The sequence below is a fragment of the Herbiconiux daphne genome, from assembly GCF_024979295.1.
GTDB classification, from domain to species: domain Bacteria; phylum Actinomycetota; class Actinomycetes; order Actinomycetales; family Microbacteriaceae; genus Herbiconiux; species Herbiconiux daphnes.
The window spans coordinates 899766-916036 of sequence record NZ_JANLCJ010000001.1; the positions used below are offsets into that span (position 1 = coordinate 899766).

Consider the following 16271-nt stretch of genomic DNA (forward strand, 5'->3'; position numbering starts at 1 on the left):
GGTCGCTGCGCGGCCACGCCTTCACCTTGGGTCGTCGAGTACGGCCTGTTGCGTTCGATGCCGGCTGAAGTGTCGGAACGACGGGGCTAGTTCAATCCGTGGCGGAGTTCCTTGGTGAGGGAGGCGACTACCGCGCGGAGGCTGCCGCCGTTTTCTTCGGCCACGCGGAGTTGGCGCTGGTAGCTGGCGCCGTGGTCGAGGATCAGGTTGACCTGGTCGAGTTCAGCAGCGCAGCCGAGCCGTTCGGCGGCCGGGGCGAGGCGTTCGAGTTCGCCGCGCACGGCATCCGTCACCAGCTGTTCGTCGCCGGCGGAATTGAGGATGATCTCGGCATCCATTCCGTAACGGGCCGCGCGCCACTTGTTCTCGCGCACGAACCAGGGCTGCATGGTCGGCAGCTCCTCGCCGTCGTCGAGGCGCTGCGACATGTCGTCGACGAGGCACTGGATGAGGGCGGCGACGGCTCCGATCTCCTCGGGGCTCGAGAGTCCGTCGCAGGCGCGCATCTCGACCGTGCCCCACTGGGGGCTCGGCCGGATGTCCCACCGCACCTCGGTGTGGTCGCTGATCACGCCGGTGTGGATGAGGTCGTCGACGTACTCCTCGTAGTTCGCCCAGCCGCCGAACTGGTAGGGCAGGCCCGCCGTCGGCAACTGCTGGAACATCAGCGCGCGGTTGCTCGCGTAGCCCGTGTTCACGCCGCCCCAGAACGGGCTCGACGCGCTGAGTGCCTGCAGGTGCGGGTAATAGTTGAGCAGCGAGTTCACGATCGGCAGGGCCTTCTCGCGGTCGTCGATGCCGACGTGCACGTGGATGCCCCAGATCATCATGTTGCGGCCCCACCACTGGGTGCGGTCGATGAGCTTGTGGTAGCGCTCCTTGTCGGTGACGGTCTGCTCGAACCACTGGCCGAAGGGGTGCGATCCGGCGCACATGAGCTCGACGTCGAGGGGGTCGGTGATGGCCCGCACTTCGGCGAGCTGGGCCTGCAGATCCGCGACGCCGTCGGCGACGCGGTGGTGCACCCGGGTCACCAGCTCGACGGTGTTGAGCAGCAGTTCGCCCGTAATCTGGGGGTGCGGTTCGCCGTTCGGGCCCTGCAGCGTCTGGAGCACCTCGCCGGCCACCGACACCAGATCGCCGGAGCTGCGCTCGACCAGCGCGACCTCCCACTCGATGCCGAGGGTGGATCGTTCGGACTCGGCGAACCTGATCTGCATGGGAAACCCTTCGGAATTACCGCTTCGAGCGCGTTATCTGTCAGAATAGCCAGTCGAGTCCGTCCTCGCCCGACCCTCTAATCAGGCGGCACGGATTCCCTTAGAGCTTTTGCCGAGTGTGCCCCCACGCTCACGGCTGTCAGTTCGCCCACCTCAACATCACACAGGAGAATTGTGGCTGTCAAAATCCGTCTTAAGCGTCTCGGCAAGATCCGGGCGCCCTACTACCGCATCGTCGTGGCCGACTCGCGCACCAAGCGCGACGGTCGCGTCATCGAGGAGATCGGTCAGTACCACCCGACCGAGGAGCCCTCGGTCATCAAGGTCGACTCCGAGCGTGCGCTCTACTGGCTCGGCGTCGGCGCACAGCCGACCGAGCAGGTCGCCGCCCTTCTGAAGCTCACGGGTGACTGGGGCAAGTTCAAGGGCGACAAAGACGCCGTGTCGACCGTCAAGGTCAAGGGCGAGAAGGAAGCCTTCGTCGCCGACGAGAAGAAGAAGCCGGTCCTGAAGCCAAAGGCCGAGCCCAAGGCCGCACCGGTCGAGGCTCCCGCCCAGGCCGAGGCTGCTGACGCGACCGAGGCCGACGCCGCGGTCGCCGAAGACGCAGACAAGGCCTGACCTTGCTCGCTCCGGCTCTCGAGCACCTCGTCAAGGGGATCGTCGACAACCCCGACGAGGTGCGGGTCATCACGAAGAGCTCGCCGCGCGGCGAGGTTCTCGAGGTGCGCGTGCACCCCGACGACCTCGGCCGCGTGATCGGCCGCTCGGGTCGCACGGCGAAAGCGCTGCGCACCCTCGTCAGCGCGCTGGCCGACGGCAAGCGCGTGCGCGTAGACGTGGTGGACACCGATTTCTGAGAACAAGAAGACCCAACTCCGGGTCGGCCGCCTCACCAAAGCCCACGGGCTGAAGGGCGCGATCAAGCTGGAGCTGTTCACCGACGACCCGGAACGACGCTTCGTTCCGGGCGCGGTGTTCACCTTGCAGGTGCCTACCTCGTCACCGTGGCACGGCAAGTCGCTCGAATTGAACGAGTTGCGCTGGTACAACGGGCACCCGGTGGGATTCTTCAAAGACGTTGCCGACCGTTCCGCGGCGGAGGCGCTCGTCAAGGCGATCCTCTGGATCGACCTCGACGAGAACGCGACGTCTGACGAGGAAGACGCGTGGTACGACCACCAGCTCGTCGGGCTGAAAGTCGTGCGCGACGGCGTCGAGGTCGGCTCGGTCAAGCTCGTCGAGCACCTGCCGGCGCAAGACCTGCTCATCGTCAAGACTCCCGGGGGAGAGGTGATGGTGCCGTTCGTCAAGGCGATCGTGCCGTCGGTCGACCTCGCGGCGGGCATCGTGACGGTCACGCCGCCGGCGGGCCTCTTCGAGGAGCTGCCCGACGACCCCGACGACACCCCGCCCCCGGCGGACGAGGGCGCGACCCCCTCCGCCTGAGGCAGAAAAAGCTGCAAATAACGAAGACCGACCCCATATAGGGCGTCGGTCTTCGTTATTTGCAGCTTTTTTCGCGCCGCCCGTCATTATGTGAGCATGAATCAGGTTCTAGAGCGGCTCGCGATGGAAGGCGGGGTGGCATCGACCGTGCAGTTGCAGCTCGCCGGGGTGAGCCTGTCCGCGATAGGCCGGGCGATCCGCTCGGGCGAGATCCTGCGCCTGCGTTCGGGCTGGGTCGGCCTGCCGGACGGCCCGCCGGAAGTGCTGCGGGCCGTCCGCGTCGGCGGGCGGCTCAGTTGCCTCTCGGTGCTGCGGCACGAGCGGCTCTGGTGTGCACGCGACGATCGGCTGCACGTGCGGGTGGCGAACCGGGCGACTCACCTGGCCGCGCCCCATGACCGCCGCGTGCCGCTCGGCGACCCCGAGCGCTGGGGTGTCGTCGTGCACCGCTCCCGTCGCGCCTACGGTCTCGACGAGCCCGTCGGCCCGGTCGACACCCTCGAGTGGGCGCTGCTGCACTCCATCGCCTGCCAGAGCAAGGCCGACGCCATCGTCACCCTCGACTCGGCCCTCAACAAGAACCGCATCTCGCTCACTGATCTCGCCTTCCTCCTGGGCGAGCTGCCCCCGTCGTACCAGCGTTACCTCGACCTCGTCGACGGCACCTCGCAATCCGGCCTCGAGACCAAGGCGCGCCTCGGCCTGCACCGCTACAACATCCCCTACCGCACGCAGGTGCCGATCTCCGGGGCCGGTCGCGTCGATCTGCTCGTGGGAGACCGCCTCGTGGTCGAGCTCGACGGGCGCGAGTTCCATTCGACCAACACGGCCTACGACGAAGACCGTCGCCGCGACCTCGCGCTTCTCGAGCAGGGCTACCTCGTCGTGCGCCTCACCTACGACCAGGTGATGACGGAGTGGGGTCGCGTGATCGCCCTGATCCGCGCTCTGGTCGCGCGCGAGGAGCACCGCTGGAGCCCGCGACACCGGCGCGCGGGCCTCGCGGGCCCGGCGGCCTCCGCGATCTCGCCCTGAACGCCGCGGCTAGGCTTTGCGCATGCGCATCGACGTCGTCACGATCTTTCCCGAGTTCTTCGACGTGCTCGACATCTCGCTGCTCGGCAAGGCTCGCCAGACCGGCCTGCTCGACGTGACCGCCCACAACCTGCGGGAGTTCACCCACGACCGCCACCGCACCGTCGACGACACCCCCTATGGCGGCGGCGCCGGCATGGTGATGAAGCCGGAGCCGTGGGGCGAGGCGCTCGACACGATCCTCGGACCGACGGACGCCGCGGATCCCGTCACCGGCACGGGAGCCCCCGTGGTCATCTTCCCGTCACCGGCGGGCGAGGTGTTCACCCAGAAGATGGCGCGCGAACTCGCCGGGCGCGAGCACCTCGTGTTCGGCTGCGGGCGCTACGAGGGCATCGACCAGCGTGTCTTCGAGCACGCCGCCACCCGCGCCGAGGTGAGGCTCGTGAGCATCGGCGACTACGTGCTGAACGGGGGAGAGGTCGCGGTGATGGCGATGATCGAGGCGATCGGGCGGCTCATCCCGGGGGTCGTCGGCAACCCCGAGAGCCTCGTCGAGGAGTCGCACGAGGACGGGTTGCTCGAGTATCCGAGCTACACCAAACCGGCCCAGTGGCGGGGCCTCGAGGTGCCGCCCGTGCTGCTGAGCGGAAACCACGGCGCGATCGACCGCTGGCGCCGCGAACAGCAGCTCGAGCGCACGCGCCGGGTGCGGCCCGACCTGCTGCCGCCGGGCGCCGGCGACCCGGCGTAGCGACCCGCCAGAACGACCCGCCAGAGCCGCCGCCGGAACGACCCGCCGCAGGAGTGACCCGGCGACCCGTCCCTACGAACGGGCGGTCAGCACGAGCGGCCCCGACTCGGTGATGGCGACGGTGTGCTCCATGTGCGCCCCCGTCGAGCCGTCGGCTGAGCGCAGCGTCCAGCCGTCTTTGTCGGTGTAGATCTTGTCGGTGCTCTCGAGGAACCACGGCTCGATGGCGATGACGAGCCCCGGCCGCAACGGCAGACCGCGGCCGGCGCGGCCGTTGTTCGGCACGTGCGGGTCGCCGTGCATGGTGCGGCCAACCCCGTGCCCGCCGAAGTCGGTGTTGATGCCGTAGCCGGCCGCCGAGGCGACCGCGCCGATGGCCGCCGAGATGTCGCCGAGGCGTCCGCCGGGCTGAGCCGCAGCGATGCCGGCGGCGAGGGCCTCGGTGGTGACCTCGATCAACCGCGTGTCTTCGGGCGAGCGCGGGGTGCCCACGATCACGGTGAGCGCCGAGTCCGACACCCAGCCGTCGACGGAGGCCGCGAAGTCGAGGCTCACCACGTCGCCCTCCCGCAGCGCGTAGTCGAAGGGCAGCCCGTGCAGCACCGCGTCGTTCACGCTCGTGCAGAGCACCTTGCCGAACGGCGAGGCGCCGAACGACGGGTGGTAGTCGATGTAGCACGACTCCGCACCCCGGGCCCGGATCATGTCGTGGGCGATCTGATCGAGCTTCAGCAGGTTCACGCCCACCGCGACCCGCGCGGCCAGTTCGGTGAGCACCTCGGCGACGAACGCGCCGGCCGGACGCATCTGCTCGATCTCGGCGGGGGTCTTGAGCTCGATCATGATGCTCCTTTCATCGGGCGTCTTCGTAGCGCCCATGAAGACCCTACCGACCGGAGTCTCAGCGAACATCCGGAGTGGCTGCATACTCTAGTGGCGTGTTCATCCGTCGGGCTTTCTTCTACTGGCAGTTCCCCGCTGCGGTGATCCTCCCCGCCTGGATCCTGGTGGGCTGGGGAATCTTCGCCGCCACCTCCTGGCAGATCCTCGGCCTCATCGTCGGCGTCATGATGCTGACCGTCGGCATGCTGGCCACCGCGGGCCTCATCTTCGCCCGCAAAGACGTGCGCGCCGAGCGTGCCGTCTCGTGGCTCGATGTGGCCCTCCTGACCGTGCTGCACGGCCTCATCATCGCCGTCGGCTTCTTCACGCCCGCCACCGCGCTGCTCGGCACACTGAGCGTCATCGCCGTCATCGCCCTGTTCTGGTCGGGCATCATCCAGCTCGTGGTCGAGACCAGGCGCCGCGTGCGCACGGCGCTGGCGAACTTCGAGGCGCAGGCCGCGCGCATCCAGAGCCCTCCGCAGAAGCCCCGCATCGATGGCGAGTACATCGTCATCGAGACGAGCGATCGCCGCATCCCACCCCGCATCTGAGCGAGGCGAGCGGATGCCGCGGCAGCGCTTTGCGGCATCCGTGCGATCTGTGGCACAATTGACCCTTGTGCCACGGCCCGGCTCTGCCACAGGGGAGCCAGCAATCATCCGGCACATCACTTACCGACTTCAAAGCCGTGCTCGACCCGTGGCGGGCGCAGAATGCGAACAACAATGCATATCCTCGATTCCGTCGATGCGGCCTCGCTCCGCACCGACATCCCCGACTTCCGTGCCGGCGACACCGTCAAGGTGCACGTGAACATCGTCGAAGGTACGCGTTCGCGTATCCAGATCTTCCAGGGTGTCGTGATCGCCCGCAAGAACGAGGGCGTGCGCGAGAGCTTCACCGTGCGCAAGGTCAGCTTCCAGGTGGGCGTCGAGCGCACCTTCCCGGTGCACTCCCCGGTGATCGACCACATCGAGGTCGTCACCCGCGGTGACGTGCGCCGCGCGAAGCTTTACTACCTGCGCAACCTGCGCGGCAAGAAGGCGAAGATCAAAGAGAAGCGCGACGCGTAGCCTTTGAATTCGCCGCGTGCCGCGCGCACGCCGAGAGTTATCCTGAGCTCCCGACCACTACAGTGGTTCGGGAGCTCAGGTGGTTAAATGACAGAAACATCTCTGCCCTCACGGCAAGATCAGAAAGACGACCGACGCTCGAAGAGGTCGCGCAGTGCGTGGCTCTTCGCGCGCGATCTGCTGATCATCTTCGTGATCGCATTGGTCGCATCCGTTCTCATCAAGACCTTCTTGGTGCGTTCGTTCTACATCCCGTCGGGGTCGATGGAGAACACCCTCCAGATCGACGACCGCATCCTCGTCAACCAGCTCGAGCCGAAGGTGATGCCGCTCTCGCGCGGCGACGTCGTCGTCTTCAAAGATCCGGGCGGCTGGCTGCCCCCGGCCATCGAGGTGCAGAAGAACCCGGTCGCCGCCGCGCTCGACTGGGTGCTGCAGGGTGTCGGGCTCGCCGCCGACGACGCGAACGACCACCTCATCAAGCGCGTGATCGGCCTGCCCGGCGACCACGTGGTGTGCTGCAACGCGCTCGGGCAGATGTCGGTCAACGGCGTGCCGCTCGATGAGTCCGCCTACCTCAAGCTGCCCGACGGCGTCTCGGCCGTGTCGCAGGAGCCCTTCGACATCACCGTTCCCGCGAACTCGCTCTGGGTCATGGGCGACAACCGCTACAACTCCGCCGACTCCCGCTTCAACCAAGACAAACCGGGCAACGGCTTCGTGCCCGAAGACAACGTCGTCGGCCGGGCCGTGCTCGTCACCTGGCCGGTCGAGCACTGGACCTGGCTCGACAACTACGGCTCCGTCTTCAGCGGGGTTCCGGATGCCGCGGACGTGGCCGTCGAGGGGGCGGGGCCCTCGAGCACGACGCCGGAGCCCGCGCCGGCCGTCTCGTCGGCGGGGAGCCCGGAGTGATGACTCCCGTCGCCGACCCGACGCTCGCGTTCGAGCGCAAGCTGCTCGGCCGGCAGGACGGCGTGATCATCGGCTGCGACGAAGTGGGGCGCGGCGCTCTCGCCGGCCCGGTGGCGGTCGGGTTGTGCGTGGTCGAGGTGCGCCGGTCGACCCGCGTGCCGAAGGGCCTGCGTGACTCCAAGATGCTCTCCGAGCAGCGGCGGGAGGAGCTCGCGCCGGTCGCGGGCCGCTGGGGGGTCGCGCACGCGGTCGGCTACGCCTCGGCCTTCGAGATCGATGCCCTCGGCATCACCGCCTGCCTCGGGCTCGCCGGCCAGCGAGCGCTGACCGAGCTGATCGCCGCGGGGGTCGACGTGCAGTCCGCGACCGTGCTGCTCGACGGCAACTTCGACTACCTCTCGCGGGCGATCTCCACACCGCTCACGGTGCGCACCCGCATCAAGGCCGACCGCGATTGCGCGTCGGTCGCTGCCGCCTCTGTTCTCTCCAAGGTCGCCCGCGATCGCATGATGATCGAGCACGACGATGTGTTCCCAGGCTACGGTTGGGCGCGCAACAAGGGATATGGCAGCGAAGAGCACCGCAGCGGCATCCTGTCGCTCGGCGCCACCGATCTGCACCGGCACACCTGGCTGTCGAGCTTCGTCAACGGCGACCCGACTCCGATGCTCGACGGCTTCGAGGAATTCGACGCGGCGCGGGCCGACGGCTCCGCGGCCTAGACTGGAGCCACGATGGACGAAGACGAATTCGAAGACTACGACCGCGAGGTCGAGCTGGCCCTCTACCGCGAATATCGCGACGTGGTCTCGCAGTTCAAGTACGTGATCGAGACCGAGCGCCGGTTCTACCTCGCGAACGAGGTCGAGCTCGCACGCCGCGACACCGAGCACGACTTCTACTTCGAGCTCACCATGAACGACGTGTGGGTGTGGGACGTCTATCGTTCCGACCGCTTCGTGAAGTCGGTGCGCGTGCTGACCTTCAAAGACGTCAACGTCGAAGAGCTCTCGAGCAAAGACTTCGAGCTGCCGAAAGAACTCGCGCTCGACGAGTAGTCCGGCGGCTGCCCGACTTCTCCTGCACCACCTCGGGCAGGGCTAGAAGTTCTCCCCAGTTCGGCTCCTCCGCGCTATCCGCCCCTCCGCTCCCGCACCCTGGTGGCGGAGGTAGCCACATGAAGGCGAAAGACGAACTGGGTCGGCGCGGCGAGAAGCTCGCGGCCGACCATCTGACCGCATCCGGGTTCCGGGTGGTGGCCAGCAATTGGAGATGCCCGGTCGGCGAGATCGACATCGTGGCCTACGACGGCGCGGTGCTCGTGATCGTCGAGGTGAAGACGAGAACGACGGATGCCTATGGGCACCCCTTCGAGGCCATCACGCCGGCGAAGCTGCGGCGGTTGCATCTGCTCGCGGCCGCGTGGGTGGCCGCGCACGCGTCCGACGGCGAACGACATCGTGATGTGCGGGTCGACGTCGTCGGCATCCTGTGCCCGGCCGACGGCGAGCCCGTCATCAGCCACCTGCGCGCGGTGGTCTGATGGTCGCGCGCACTCTCTCGGTGGCCCTGCTGGGCATGACCGGCGCCGTGGTGGAAGTCGAGGCGCACATCGCCAACGCCATCCCGGGCTTCCAGCTCATCGGCCTGCCCGACGCGGCGCTCTCCGACGCGAAAGACCGTGTGCGGGCTGCCGCCGCGAACGACGGCTGCCCGTTGCCGGCGAAGAAGATCGTGGTGAACCTGTCGCCCGCGTCGTTGCCGAAGCACGGCTCCGCCTACGATCTGGCGATCGCCGTGGCCGTGCTGGCCGCCGAGGGCAGCATCGCGGCCGACGCGATCTCGTCGGTCGTGCATCTCGGCGAGCTCAGCCTCGACGGGCGGGTGCGGCCGATGCAAGGCGTTCTGCCGGCCATCGTCGCGGCGCGTGCGGCGGGCTTCCGCCGCTTCGTGGTGCCCCGGGGCAACGACGACGAGGCGCATCTGGTTCCGGATGTCGAGATCACGACGGTGGCATCGCTGCGCGACGCCCTCATCCACCACGGCGCCGAACTCGACCCGACGCCCGTCGAGCCCCTCGTGCAGCACCCGCGGGTCGATGTCGACCAGCCGGCGGGAGACCTGGGCGACGTCGTCGGCAATCCCGACGCGGTCGAGGCGCTCGTCGTGGCCGCGGCCGGAGGGCACCACTTGATGATGCTCGGGCCCCCTGGAGCCGGAAAGACGATGCTCGCGCAGCGGCTGCCCGGGCTGCTGCCCGACCTCGATCCGGAGCAGTCGCTCGTGGTGACGTCACTGTCGTCGCTGGCCGGTCGCCCGCTCAGCGGGCTCATCGTGCGCCCACCTCTCGAGTGCCCGCACCACACGTCGTCGGCGGCAGCGCTCGTGGGCGGTGGTTCGAAGCTGATCCGTCCGGGTGCCGCAGCGCGGGCCGCCCACGGCGTGCTCTTCCTCGACGAAGCCCCCGAGTTTCCCAGCTCGGTTCTCGACTCGCTGCGTCAGCCGCTCGAGTCGGGAACCATCACGATCCACCGGGCCAATGCCATCGCGCACTTCCCGGGCCGATTCCAGCTCGTGCTGGCGGCGAATCCGTGCCCGTGCGGGCAGTTCGGCACGAGCGACATCGCCTGCACCTGCACCCCGATGGCGCGGCGGCGTTATCTCGCCCGGTTGTCGGGCCCGCTGCTCGACCGGGTCGACCTGCAGTTGCGGGTCAACCGCGTGACGGCGTCGGCGATGCGGCTCGTGGCCGACGACGGGTCGCGCACCACTACAGCGGATGCGCGGGCCCGGGTGGAGGCCGCTCGGTCGGTGGCGCGAGACCGGCTGCGCGGCACTCCGTGGAAGACGAACAGCGAGGTGCCAGGATCGTGGTTCCGCGCCCGCGGGCGGCGACTGGCCGGTGGGGTGACGGCCGCCATCGATCGCGCCTTGGAACGTGGAACCCTCACCATGCGTGGCTACGACCGCGTGCTGCGTGTGGCGTGGACGATCGCCGATCTCGAGGGCGGGTCGGCCCCCACCGAGTCGCAGGTCGGCTGGGCGCTCTATCTGCGCAAGTCGGTGGCGGCATGAGCGTCTACGAGCTCGACACCGCACTGGTGCGGTCCTTGATAGAGAAGACGAGCGCTGCGGGGCCGGGCGTCGAGCTCGACGACGCGGCGATCGCACGGCTGTTCGCGACCGCGGCCTGGTCGCTGCTGGCCGAGCCCGGCGACGCCATCGCGGGGTTCGTGGTGGCGGCTCTCGGCGCCGATCGCGCTCTCTCGATGCTGATCGAGCAACGACAGCCCGAGGACTGGCTGGCGGCGCTGGCGGCTCTGCCGGCCGGCGGCCACGACCTGGCCGACGCCGACCTCGCGGGCGCGTTCGACCGGTGGCGACCTCGTCTGTCGTCGCGGCTCGTCGTGGCGGCGCTCCGCTCGGCGGCTCACTGCCGTGCCCGGCTGTTGAGCCCGGCCGACGATGCCTGGCCTCGGGGATTCGAGGCGCTCGGCGAGCACGCACCGTTGGCGCTCTGGGTGCGCGGCGACGTGCGGCGGCTGAACCATCCGGGCGGGTCGGTCGCGATCGTCGGCTCGCGCGATGCCACGAACTACGGCGAGCACGTGGCGATGGATCTCGCGTCAGGTCTCTGCGACCGCGGGTTCGCGGTGGTCTCGGGCGCGGCCTACGGCATCGACGGCATGGCCCACCGGGCCGCGATCGCGAGTCGCGGCACGACCATCGCCTATCTCGCCGGCGGGGTCGACCGGCTCTATCCCGCCGCCCACCACGATCTGCTGCTGCGCATCGAGGCGGTAGGGGCGATCGCGTCCGAGGTCGCGTGCGGAGCGGCGCCCACGAAGTGGCGGTTTCTGCAACGCAACAGGTTGATCGCGGCGGCGAGTCACGCCACGGTCGTGGTCGAGGCCGGGCGTCGGTCGGGCTCGCTCAACACCGCCGGTCACGCGGCGGCGATGGGGCGCCCGCTGGGCGCGGTCCCCGGGCCGGTGACGAGCGTCACCTCGGCCGGGTGCCACCGGCTGATGCGGGAGTTCGATGCGGTGTGCGTCACGTCGGCGGCCGAGGTGGTCGAACTGGTGCTCGGGCCGGTCGACGTGCCCTTGCCGGGCTTTCGCGAGGCCGAGTCCGGGGCTGACTCCGAATCGGTTCGGGTGCTCGACTCGCTGAGCCGTCGATCGGCACGCTCGACCGCCGACATCTCGCAGCGGGCCGGGATGTCGCCGCGAGCCGTCGCCGGCGTGCTCGGCGCCCTCGCCCTGGATGGCGCCGTGCGCGAGACGCCGATCGGGTGGACGAGAACGTGAGCGGGCGAGCGCGTGCTGAGTGTGGCGTACACCTGCGCGTGACCCCCGAGTTCCGAGCCGGCAACCTCGGTCTGCGACACTGGTGGTCATGTCTCAATACGGTGAGCCCCTGCACACGATCGTCCACATCAGCGACACGCACTTCCTCGCCGGCGAGAAGCCCCTCTACGGCACGGTCGACACCGACGCGACGTTGACGCAGGCGCTGCGCCAGCTCGAGAACTCGGGCATCCGCCCCGAGGCTCTCGTGTTCACCGGAGACATCGCCGACCTCGGTGAAGAAGACGCCTATCGGCGCATCCGGAGCATCGTCGATCCGGCGGCCGAGCGACTCGGTGCCCGGGTGCTGTGGGTCATGGGCAACCACGACGACCGGGCCCGGATGCGGGTCGACCTGCTCGACGAGGCGCCGCTGGGTGATCCGGTGGTGACGAGCATCCGCCTGGGCGGCCTGCGGCTGATCGCCCTCGACACGAGCGTTCCCGGCTACCACCACGGCGAACTCTCGGCCGAGCAACTCGCGTGGTTGCGGGCTGAACTCGCCGACCCGGCGCCCGAAGGCACGATCGTGGCGCTGCATCACCCGCCGATTCCGACCACCATCCCGCTCATGCCCATCCTCGAGCTGCAGCGTCAGAACGAACTCGCCGACGTCATCGCCGGCAGCGACGTGCGAGCCATTCTCGGCGGTCACCTGCACTACTCCACCACGAGCATGTTCGCAGGAGTGCAGGTCTCGGTCGCCGCCGCCACCTGCTACACGATGGATGTCGCCGCCGTGCGCGGTCGGCTCGCCGGCGTCGGCGGGGGACAGTCGTTCTCGATCGTGCACGTCTACGACGACCGCATCGTGCACTCCATCGTGCCCATCGGCGACTTTCCGGTGGTCTCGGGCTTCGACAACGAATTCGTCGACCGCGTCTACGCCCTCCCCGAAGCCGAGCAGCGCGAGGCCTTCTCGCGCCAGTCGCCGCCCGCCGCGACCTGACAGCCCCCGCCACGCAAGGCCGGCCCGTCATCCTCGCGGCGCGCCGACAGGGATTCTGCGTGGGCTCGCCCTGTGAGTGTGCGTCTGCACGAGTCGGCTAGGCCTCGAGACTGGCCAGGTGCGACGCCGGGTGCGCCGCGCGCCGCGTCGGGCGTCACGAACCGGCGGGCGCTCGGGTGCGCAGTGCGCCGCGCTGGGGCGTCGGGAATCGGCGGCTTGCCGGGTGGGTAGTGCGCCGCGTTGGGGCGTCGCGAATCGGCGGCTTGCCGGGTGGGCAGTGCGCCGCGTTGGGGCGTCGCGAATCGGCGGCTTGCCGGGTGGGCAGCGCGCCGCGTCGGGGCGTCGGGAATCGGCGGGTTGCGGGCATGCTGGGGGAGTGAAGATCTCGGACGCACGCGCCGACTACGGGCGCTACCTGCGACTCGAGCGCGGGTACTCGGAGCACACTGCGCGGTCGTACGACTCCGATCTCGCCGACCTCGAACGATTCGCCGCCGCTCGCGGTGTGGACGACGTGGCGCAGCTCGACCTCGACCTCTACCGGGACTGGCTCTGGGCCGCCTCACAACGGGAGCTCGCCAAGTCGACCCTCGCGCGCCGCTCCGCCACCGTGAAGACGTTCTCGGCGTGGTTGCGGCGTTCGGGCGCGATCGGGATCGACGCCGCCACGCGGCTGCGGGCACCGAAGCCCGACCGCACCCTTCCGCGCGTGCTCTCCAACGACTCCATGGGGGGCGTGCTCGACCATCTGCAACAGGCGGCACGCGACGGCGATCCCGTCGCTCTGCGCGACCTGGCCGTGGTCGAACTGCTCTACGCCTCGGCCCTGCGCGTCTCAGAACTCGTCGGCATCGACCTCGACGATCTCGATCTCGACCGTCGCACGGTTCGCGTGATCGGCAAGGGTTCGAAGGAACGCGTCGTTCCGTTCGGACAACCGGCGCATCTCGCCCTGGCGGACTACCTCGCGCGCTCGCGGCCAAACCTCCTGCAACGGCAATCCGCCGCGGTGCCGCCGTCCACCAGAGCCAGTGGGCGCGCCCTGTTCGTCGGGGTGCGGGGCGGACGTCTCGGAACCCGATCGGTCTACGAGCTCGTGGCACGACTGCTCGAATCGGTTCCCGGGACCGGTCCCGCAGGCCCGCACGCTCTTCGTCATACCGCCGCCACCCACCTGCTCGATGGGGGAGCCGACCTGCGGGCGGTGCAGGAGATGCTCGGCCACGCGAGTCTCGGCACCACCCAGATCTACACGCACGTGACCGTCGAGCGCCTTCGCGCCTCCTATCAGGCGGCGCACCCCCGCGCCTGAGCGCGCCGGCACCCTGGAGTGCCCTCTGCAGAGGCAGTAACACGGCCCGCGGAACGACGCCCACCAGTGACCGCGGGTTCAAATAGGCCTCGCCGAGCCTCACGCCGAAGTGCAGACACGCACTGCCACAATGACCGCCGACGGCCACCCTGCCGATCGGCTGACCTCGAGCGACCGGCGTTCCGACCGCCACACCCTCCAGCGCGATCACGGGTTCGACGCTCGACCGATAGCCATCCGGATGCTCGATCGCCACCACCGGTCGGCCGCCGACCGGTCCGGCGAACGCGACCACGCCGTCGTGCGGCGCCAAAACCATCGCGCCGGCAGCGGCCGCGAGGTCGGCACCTCGATGACCCGCGCTGTAACGGTCGGCCGGCGCCACGAACTCGGCCACCACTACCGCCGGCGCCACCACCGGCCATTGCCACTCCCGCCGGCCACCCGAGACCGCCGCACGCGCGATCCCGCCCGCCTCCGCATCGGCCGCCGCCGACCCCACCGGTGCCGCTCCAGCCGGCCCGGCGGCCCCGGCCGCCACCACCAGCGCCACCAACACCGCGCACCCCACCCCGACCCGCGCGGCCCACCCCGCCACTCGACGCACCACGCTCCACAGCTCCATGCCGCCTACCCTGGCGACGAGCCGCGCGCCGCGGAACGAGTTGGCCGCCATTGTGCACTATTCGTGCCAGGATCGATGTTGTGGGGGAGCGGACGGGAAGCCCGCGCCCCGGTACGACATCGGCACGAAGGAGTCCGTCATGACCACGAATGACCCTGGAACCGCCCGACCGACACCCAAGGCCGACGATCCCCACCTTGCCGGCAAGCTGCGCCGCAAGGTCATCGCCCTGTCGATCGCTGCGGCCCTCGGCGGGTTCCTCTTCGGTTTCGACTCCTCCGTCATCAACGGCGCGGTGAAGGCGATCGACGAGGACTTCGCTCTCGGCGACCTCCCGCTACTGTCCGGCTTCGTGGTCGCCTGTGCGCTGCTCGGCTGCGCGATCGGCGCCTATTTCGCAGGCCGGCTCGCCGACCGCATCGGCCGCATCCCGGTCATGCTCATCGGCGCCGGACTCTTCCTCGTCTCGTCGATCGGCTCGGGCTTCGCGTTCGCCGTCTGGGACCTCATCGCCTGGCGCGTCATCGGCGGTCTCGGAATCGGCATCGCGAGCGTCATCGCCCCGGCCTACATCGCCGAGATCGCGCCGAAGGCCGTGCGCGGCAGCCTCGCCAGCCTGCAGCAGCTCGCGATCACCCTCGGTATCTTCGCGGCCCTGCTCTCCGACACCCTGCTGCAGGGCGCGGCGGGCGGCGCCAACGAACCGCTCTGGTTCGGTCAGGACGCCTGGCGCTGGATGTTCATCGCCTGCGCCGTGCCCGCCATCGTCTACGGCCTGCTCGCCTGGCGGCTTCCGGAGTCCCCGCGCTATCTCGCCGGCAAAGACCGCAAGGAAGACGCGCGAAAAGTGCTCGCCAGCGTCATCCCGGCCAGCGAGGTCGACCCTGCCCTCGACGAGATCGAGAAGAGCCTGCGCGAAGACCGCGAGAACGCCCGCACCGCCAGCCTCCGCGGCAAGATGTTCGGTCTGCTCCCCGTGGTCTGGGTCGGCATCCTGCTGTCGATGTTCCAGCAGCTGGTCGGCATCAACGTCATCTTCTACTACTCCACCAGCCTCTGGAGCTCGGTCGGCTTCGACACCACGGACTCGAGCACGAGCTTCACCATCTCGGTGGTCACCAGCATCATCAACGTCGCCGTGACCTTCGTGGCCATCTTCTTCGTCGACAAGATCGGCCGCCGCCCCCTGCTGCTCACGGGTTCTGCCGGCATGGTGGTGTCGCTCGGCCTGATGGCGGTGGCGTTCTCGCAGTCGCAGCTCGTCGACGGCGCCCCGCAGCTGCCCGGGGCCTGGGGCCCGCTCGCCCTGGTGGGTGCGAACCTCTTCGTCATCTTCTTCGGCGCCACCTGGGGCCCGATCGTCTGGGTGTTGCTCGGCGAGATCTTCCCGAACCGCATCCGCGGCAAGGCGCTCGGTGTCGCCGCGGCGGCGCAGTGGCTGACCAACTTCGCCATCACCGAGACCTTCCCGGCGCTGTCGGCCTTCTCGCTCGCCTTCACCTACGGGCTCTACACGTTCTTCGCCCTGGTGTCGTTCGTGTTCGTGTTCTTCGCGGTGCCCGAGACCAAGGGCCGGTCGCTCGAGAGCATGGACAGCTTGAAGGTCGAACGCGGCCGCAAACGCGAGGCCGCCGCCACACCCAGCTGAATGGTATGATTCTCGGAGCACCTCGCATGTCGGGGTGACTACGCGTGCCCAATCGGC

At 69.2% G+C, this 16271-nt stretch carries 18 protein-coding genes and 1 pseudogene; 16 read left to right on the plus strand and 3 right to left on the minus strand.

All coding sequences use genetic code 11. From position 1 onward, the window contains the following. Nucleotides 1–86: 86 nt before the first annotated feature. Nucleotides 87–1220, minus strand: a complete 1134-nt coding sequence (locus tag N1032_RS04545; RefSeq protein WP_259537750.1) for a glutamate--cysteine ligase — start codon at nucleotides 1218–1220, stop codon at nucleotides 87–89. A 174-nt stretch (nucleotides 1221–1394) separates the two neighbouring features. On the opposite strand from N1032_RS04545, the gene rpsP reads away from it, so the two are divergent. From rpsP to trmD, 5 genes are all read left to right on the plus strand, one after another. Next, a complete protein-coding gene (gene rpsP / locus N1032_RS04550) occupies nucleotides 1395–1841 on the plus strand; it encodes a 30S ribosomal protein S16 (protein ID WP_259537751.1) in 447 nt (148 codons plus the stop codon). Between the two features lie 2 nt (nucleotides 1842–1843). After that, nucleotides 1844–2080, plus strand: a complete 237-nt coding sequence (locus tag N1032_RS04555) for an RNA-binding protein (protein ID WP_259537752.1) — start codon at nucleotides 1844–1846, stop codon at nucleotides 2078–2080. Beyond that, nucleotides 2073–2669, plus strand: coding sequence for a ribosome maturation factor RimM (gene rimM, locus N1032_RS04560; protein ID WP_259537986.1), 597 nt, complete (start codon nucleotides 2073–2075; stop codon nucleotides 2667–2669). The genes N1032_RS04555 and rimM overlap by 8 nt, the downstream gene beginning before the upstream one ends. 96 nt (nucleotides 2670–2765) lie before the next feature. Next, complete coding sequence (locus N1032_RS04565; RefSeq protein WP_259537754.1) at nucleotides 2766–3704, plus strand: type IV toxin-antitoxin system AbiEi family antitoxin domain-containing protein; 939 nt, start codon at nucleotides 2766–2768, stop codon at nucleotides 3702–3704. A 22-nt stretch (nucleotides 3705–3726) separates the two neighbouring features. Beyond that, nucleotides 3727–4458, plus strand: a complete 732-nt coding sequence (gene trmD / locus N1032_RS04570) for a tRNA (guanosine(37)-N1)-methyltransferase TrmD (RefSeq protein WP_259537756.1) — start codon at nucleotides 3727–3729, stop codon at nucleotides 4456–4458. Between the two features lie 72 nt (nucleotides 4459–4530). Here trmD and map read toward each other — a convergent pair whose 3' ends face one another. Then, nucleotides 4531–5301, minus strand: a complete 771-nt coding sequence (gene map / locus N1032_RS04575) for a type I methionyl aminopeptidase (protein ID WP_259537987.1) — start codon at nucleotides 5299–5301, stop codon at nucleotides 4531–4533. A gap of 95 nt (nucleotides 5302–5396) precedes the next feature. On the opposite strand from map, the gene N1032_RS04580 reads away from it, so the two are divergent. The 10 genes from N1032_RS04580 (at nucleotide 5397) to N1032_RS04625 (ending at nucleotide 13941) form a co-directional block, all read left to right on the plus strand. Beyond that, nucleotides 5397–5894 carry an MFS transporter gene (locus N1032_RS04580; RefSeq protein ID WP_259537757.1) on the plus strand — a complete coding sequence of 166 codons (498 nt, stop codon included), beginning with the start codon at nucleotides 5397–5399 and terminating at the stop codon, nucleotides 5892–5894. Between the two features lie 174 nt (nucleotides 5895–6068). Continuing rightward, entirely contained in the window at nucleotides 6069–6416 is a 348-nt protein-coding gene (gene rplS, locus N1032_RS04585) for a 50S ribosomal protein L19 (RefSeq protein ID WP_259537758.1), read from the plus strand. An 87-nt stretch (nucleotides 6417–6503) separates the two neighbouring features. Continuing rightward, nucleotides 6504–7331, plus strand: a complete 828-nt coding sequence (gene lepB / locus N1032_RS04590; RefSeq protein ID WP_259537762.1) for a signal peptidase I — start codon at nucleotides 6504–6506, stop codon at nucleotides 7329–7331. Continuing rightward, nucleotides 7331–8053 (plus strand): ribonuclease HII, encoded by a 723-nt coding sequence (locus N1032_RS04595; RefSeq protein WP_259537988.1) that lies wholly within the window; start codon nucleotides 7331–7333, stop codon nucleotides 8051–8053. Before lepB ends, N1032_RS04595 begins: the two co-directional genes overlap by 1 nt. A 12-nt stretch (nucleotides 8054–8065) precedes the next feature. After that, complete coding sequence (locus tag N1032_RS04600) at nucleotides 8066–8389, plus strand: DUF2469 domain-containing protein (RefSeq protein WP_022898285.1); 324 nt, start codon at nucleotides 8066–8068, stop codon at nucleotides 8387–8389. Between the two features lie 119 nt (nucleotides 8390–8508). Continuing rightward, nucleotides 8509–8874 carry a YraN family protein gene (locus N1032_RS04605; RefSeq protein WP_259537765.1) on the plus strand — a complete coding sequence of 122 codons (366 nt, stop codon included), beginning with the start codon at nucleotides 8509–8511 and terminating at the stop codon, nucleotides 8872–8874. Then, complete coding sequence (locus N1032_RS04610; RefSeq protein WP_259537989.1) at nucleotides 8871–10406, plus strand: YifB family Mg chelatase-like AAA ATPase; 1536 nt, start codon at nucleotides 8871–8873, stop codon at nucleotides 10404–10406. Before N1032_RS04605 ends, N1032_RS04610 begins: the two co-directional genes overlap by 4 nt. Continuing rightward, nucleotides 10403–11641 carry a DNA-processing protein DprA gene (dprA, locus tag N1032_RS04615; RefSeq protein ID WP_259537766.1) on the plus strand — a complete coding sequence of 413 codons (1239 nt, stop codon included), beginning with the start codon at nucleotides 10403–10405 and terminating at the stop codon, nucleotides 11639–11641. The genes N1032_RS04610 and dprA overlap by 4 nt, the downstream gene beginning before the upstream one ends. An 88-nt stretch (nucleotides 11642–11729) precedes the next feature. Continuing rightward, on the plus strand, nucleotides 11730–12629 hold the full coding sequence (locus N1032_RS04620) for a phosphodiesterase (protein WP_259537767.1): 900 nt from the start codon (nucleotides 11730–11732) through the stop codon (nucleotides 12627–12629). A 376-nt stretch (nucleotides 12630–13005) separates the two neighbouring features. Continuing rightward, the gene (locus N1032_RS04625) at nucleotides 13006–13941 is read left to right on the plus strand and encodes a tyrosine recombinase XerC (RefSeq protein WP_259537768.1); all 936 of its coding nucleotides are present in this window, start codon (nucleotides 13006–13008) and stop codon (nucleotides 13939–13941) included. 133 nt (nucleotides 13942–14074) lie between these two features. On the opposite strand, the pseudogene N1032_RS28255 reads toward N1032_RS04625, so the two are convergent. After that, nucleotides 14075–14617, minus strand: a pseudogene (locus N1032_RS28255) (peptidoglycan DD-metalloendopeptidase family protein); the annotation flags it as partial. 88 nt (nucleotides 14618–14705) lie between these two features. Between N1032_RS28255 and N1032_RS04635 the strand changes: the two are divergent. Further along, a complete protein-coding gene (locus N1032_RS04635; protein WP_259537769.1) occupies nucleotides 14706–16214 on the plus strand; it encodes a sugar porter family MFS transporter in 1509 nt (502 codons plus the stop codon). Nucleotides 16215–16271: the final 57 nt, after the last annotated feature.

Coding starts and splice junctions, on each gene's coding strand:
- N1032_RS04565 (WP_259537754.1), top strand. CDS start 2,766: ATGAATCAGGTTCTAGAGCGGCTCGCGATGGAAGGCGGGGTGGCATCG.
- trmD (WP_259537756.1), top strand. CDS start 3,727: ATGCGCATCGACGTCGTCACGATCTTTCCCGAGTTCTTCGACGTGCTC.
- N1032_RS04595 (WP_259537988.1), top strand. CDS start 7,331: ATGACTCCCGTCGCCGACCCGACGCTCGCGTTCGAGCGCAAGCTGCTC.
- N1032_RS04605 (WP_259537765.1), top strand. CDS start 8,509: ATGAAGGCGAAAGACGAACTGGGTCGGCGCGGCGAGAAGCTCGCGGCC.
- N1032_RS04600 (WP_022898285.1), top strand. CDS start 8,066: ATGGACGAAGACGAATTCGAAGACTACGACCGCGAGGTCGAGCTGGCC.
- map (WP_259537987.1), bottom strand. CDS start 5,301: ATGATCGAGCTCAAGACCCCCGCCGAGATCGAGCAGATGCGTCCGGCC.
- N1032_RS04620 (WP_259537767.1), top strand. CDS start 11,730: ATGTCTCAATACGGTGAGCCCCTGCACACGATCGTCCACATCAGCGAC.
- dprA (WP_259537766.1), top strand. CDS start 10,403: ATGAGCGTCTACGAGCTCGACACCGCACTGGTGCGGTCCTTGATAGAG.
- rplS (WP_259537758.1), top strand. CDS start 6,069: ATGCATATCCTCGATTCCGTCGATGCGGCCTCGCTCCGCACCGACATC.
- lepB (WP_259537762.1), top strand. CDS start 6,504: ATGACAGAAACATCTCTGCCCTCACGGCAAGATCAGAAAGACGACCGA.
- N1032_RS04635 (WP_259537769.1), top strand. CDS start 14,706: ATGACCACGAATGACCCTGGAACCGCCCGACCGACACCCAAGGCCGAC.
- N1032_RS04545 (WP_259537750.1), bottom strand. CDS start 1,220: ATGCAGATCAGGTTCGCCGAGTCCGAACGATCCACCCTCGGCATCGAG.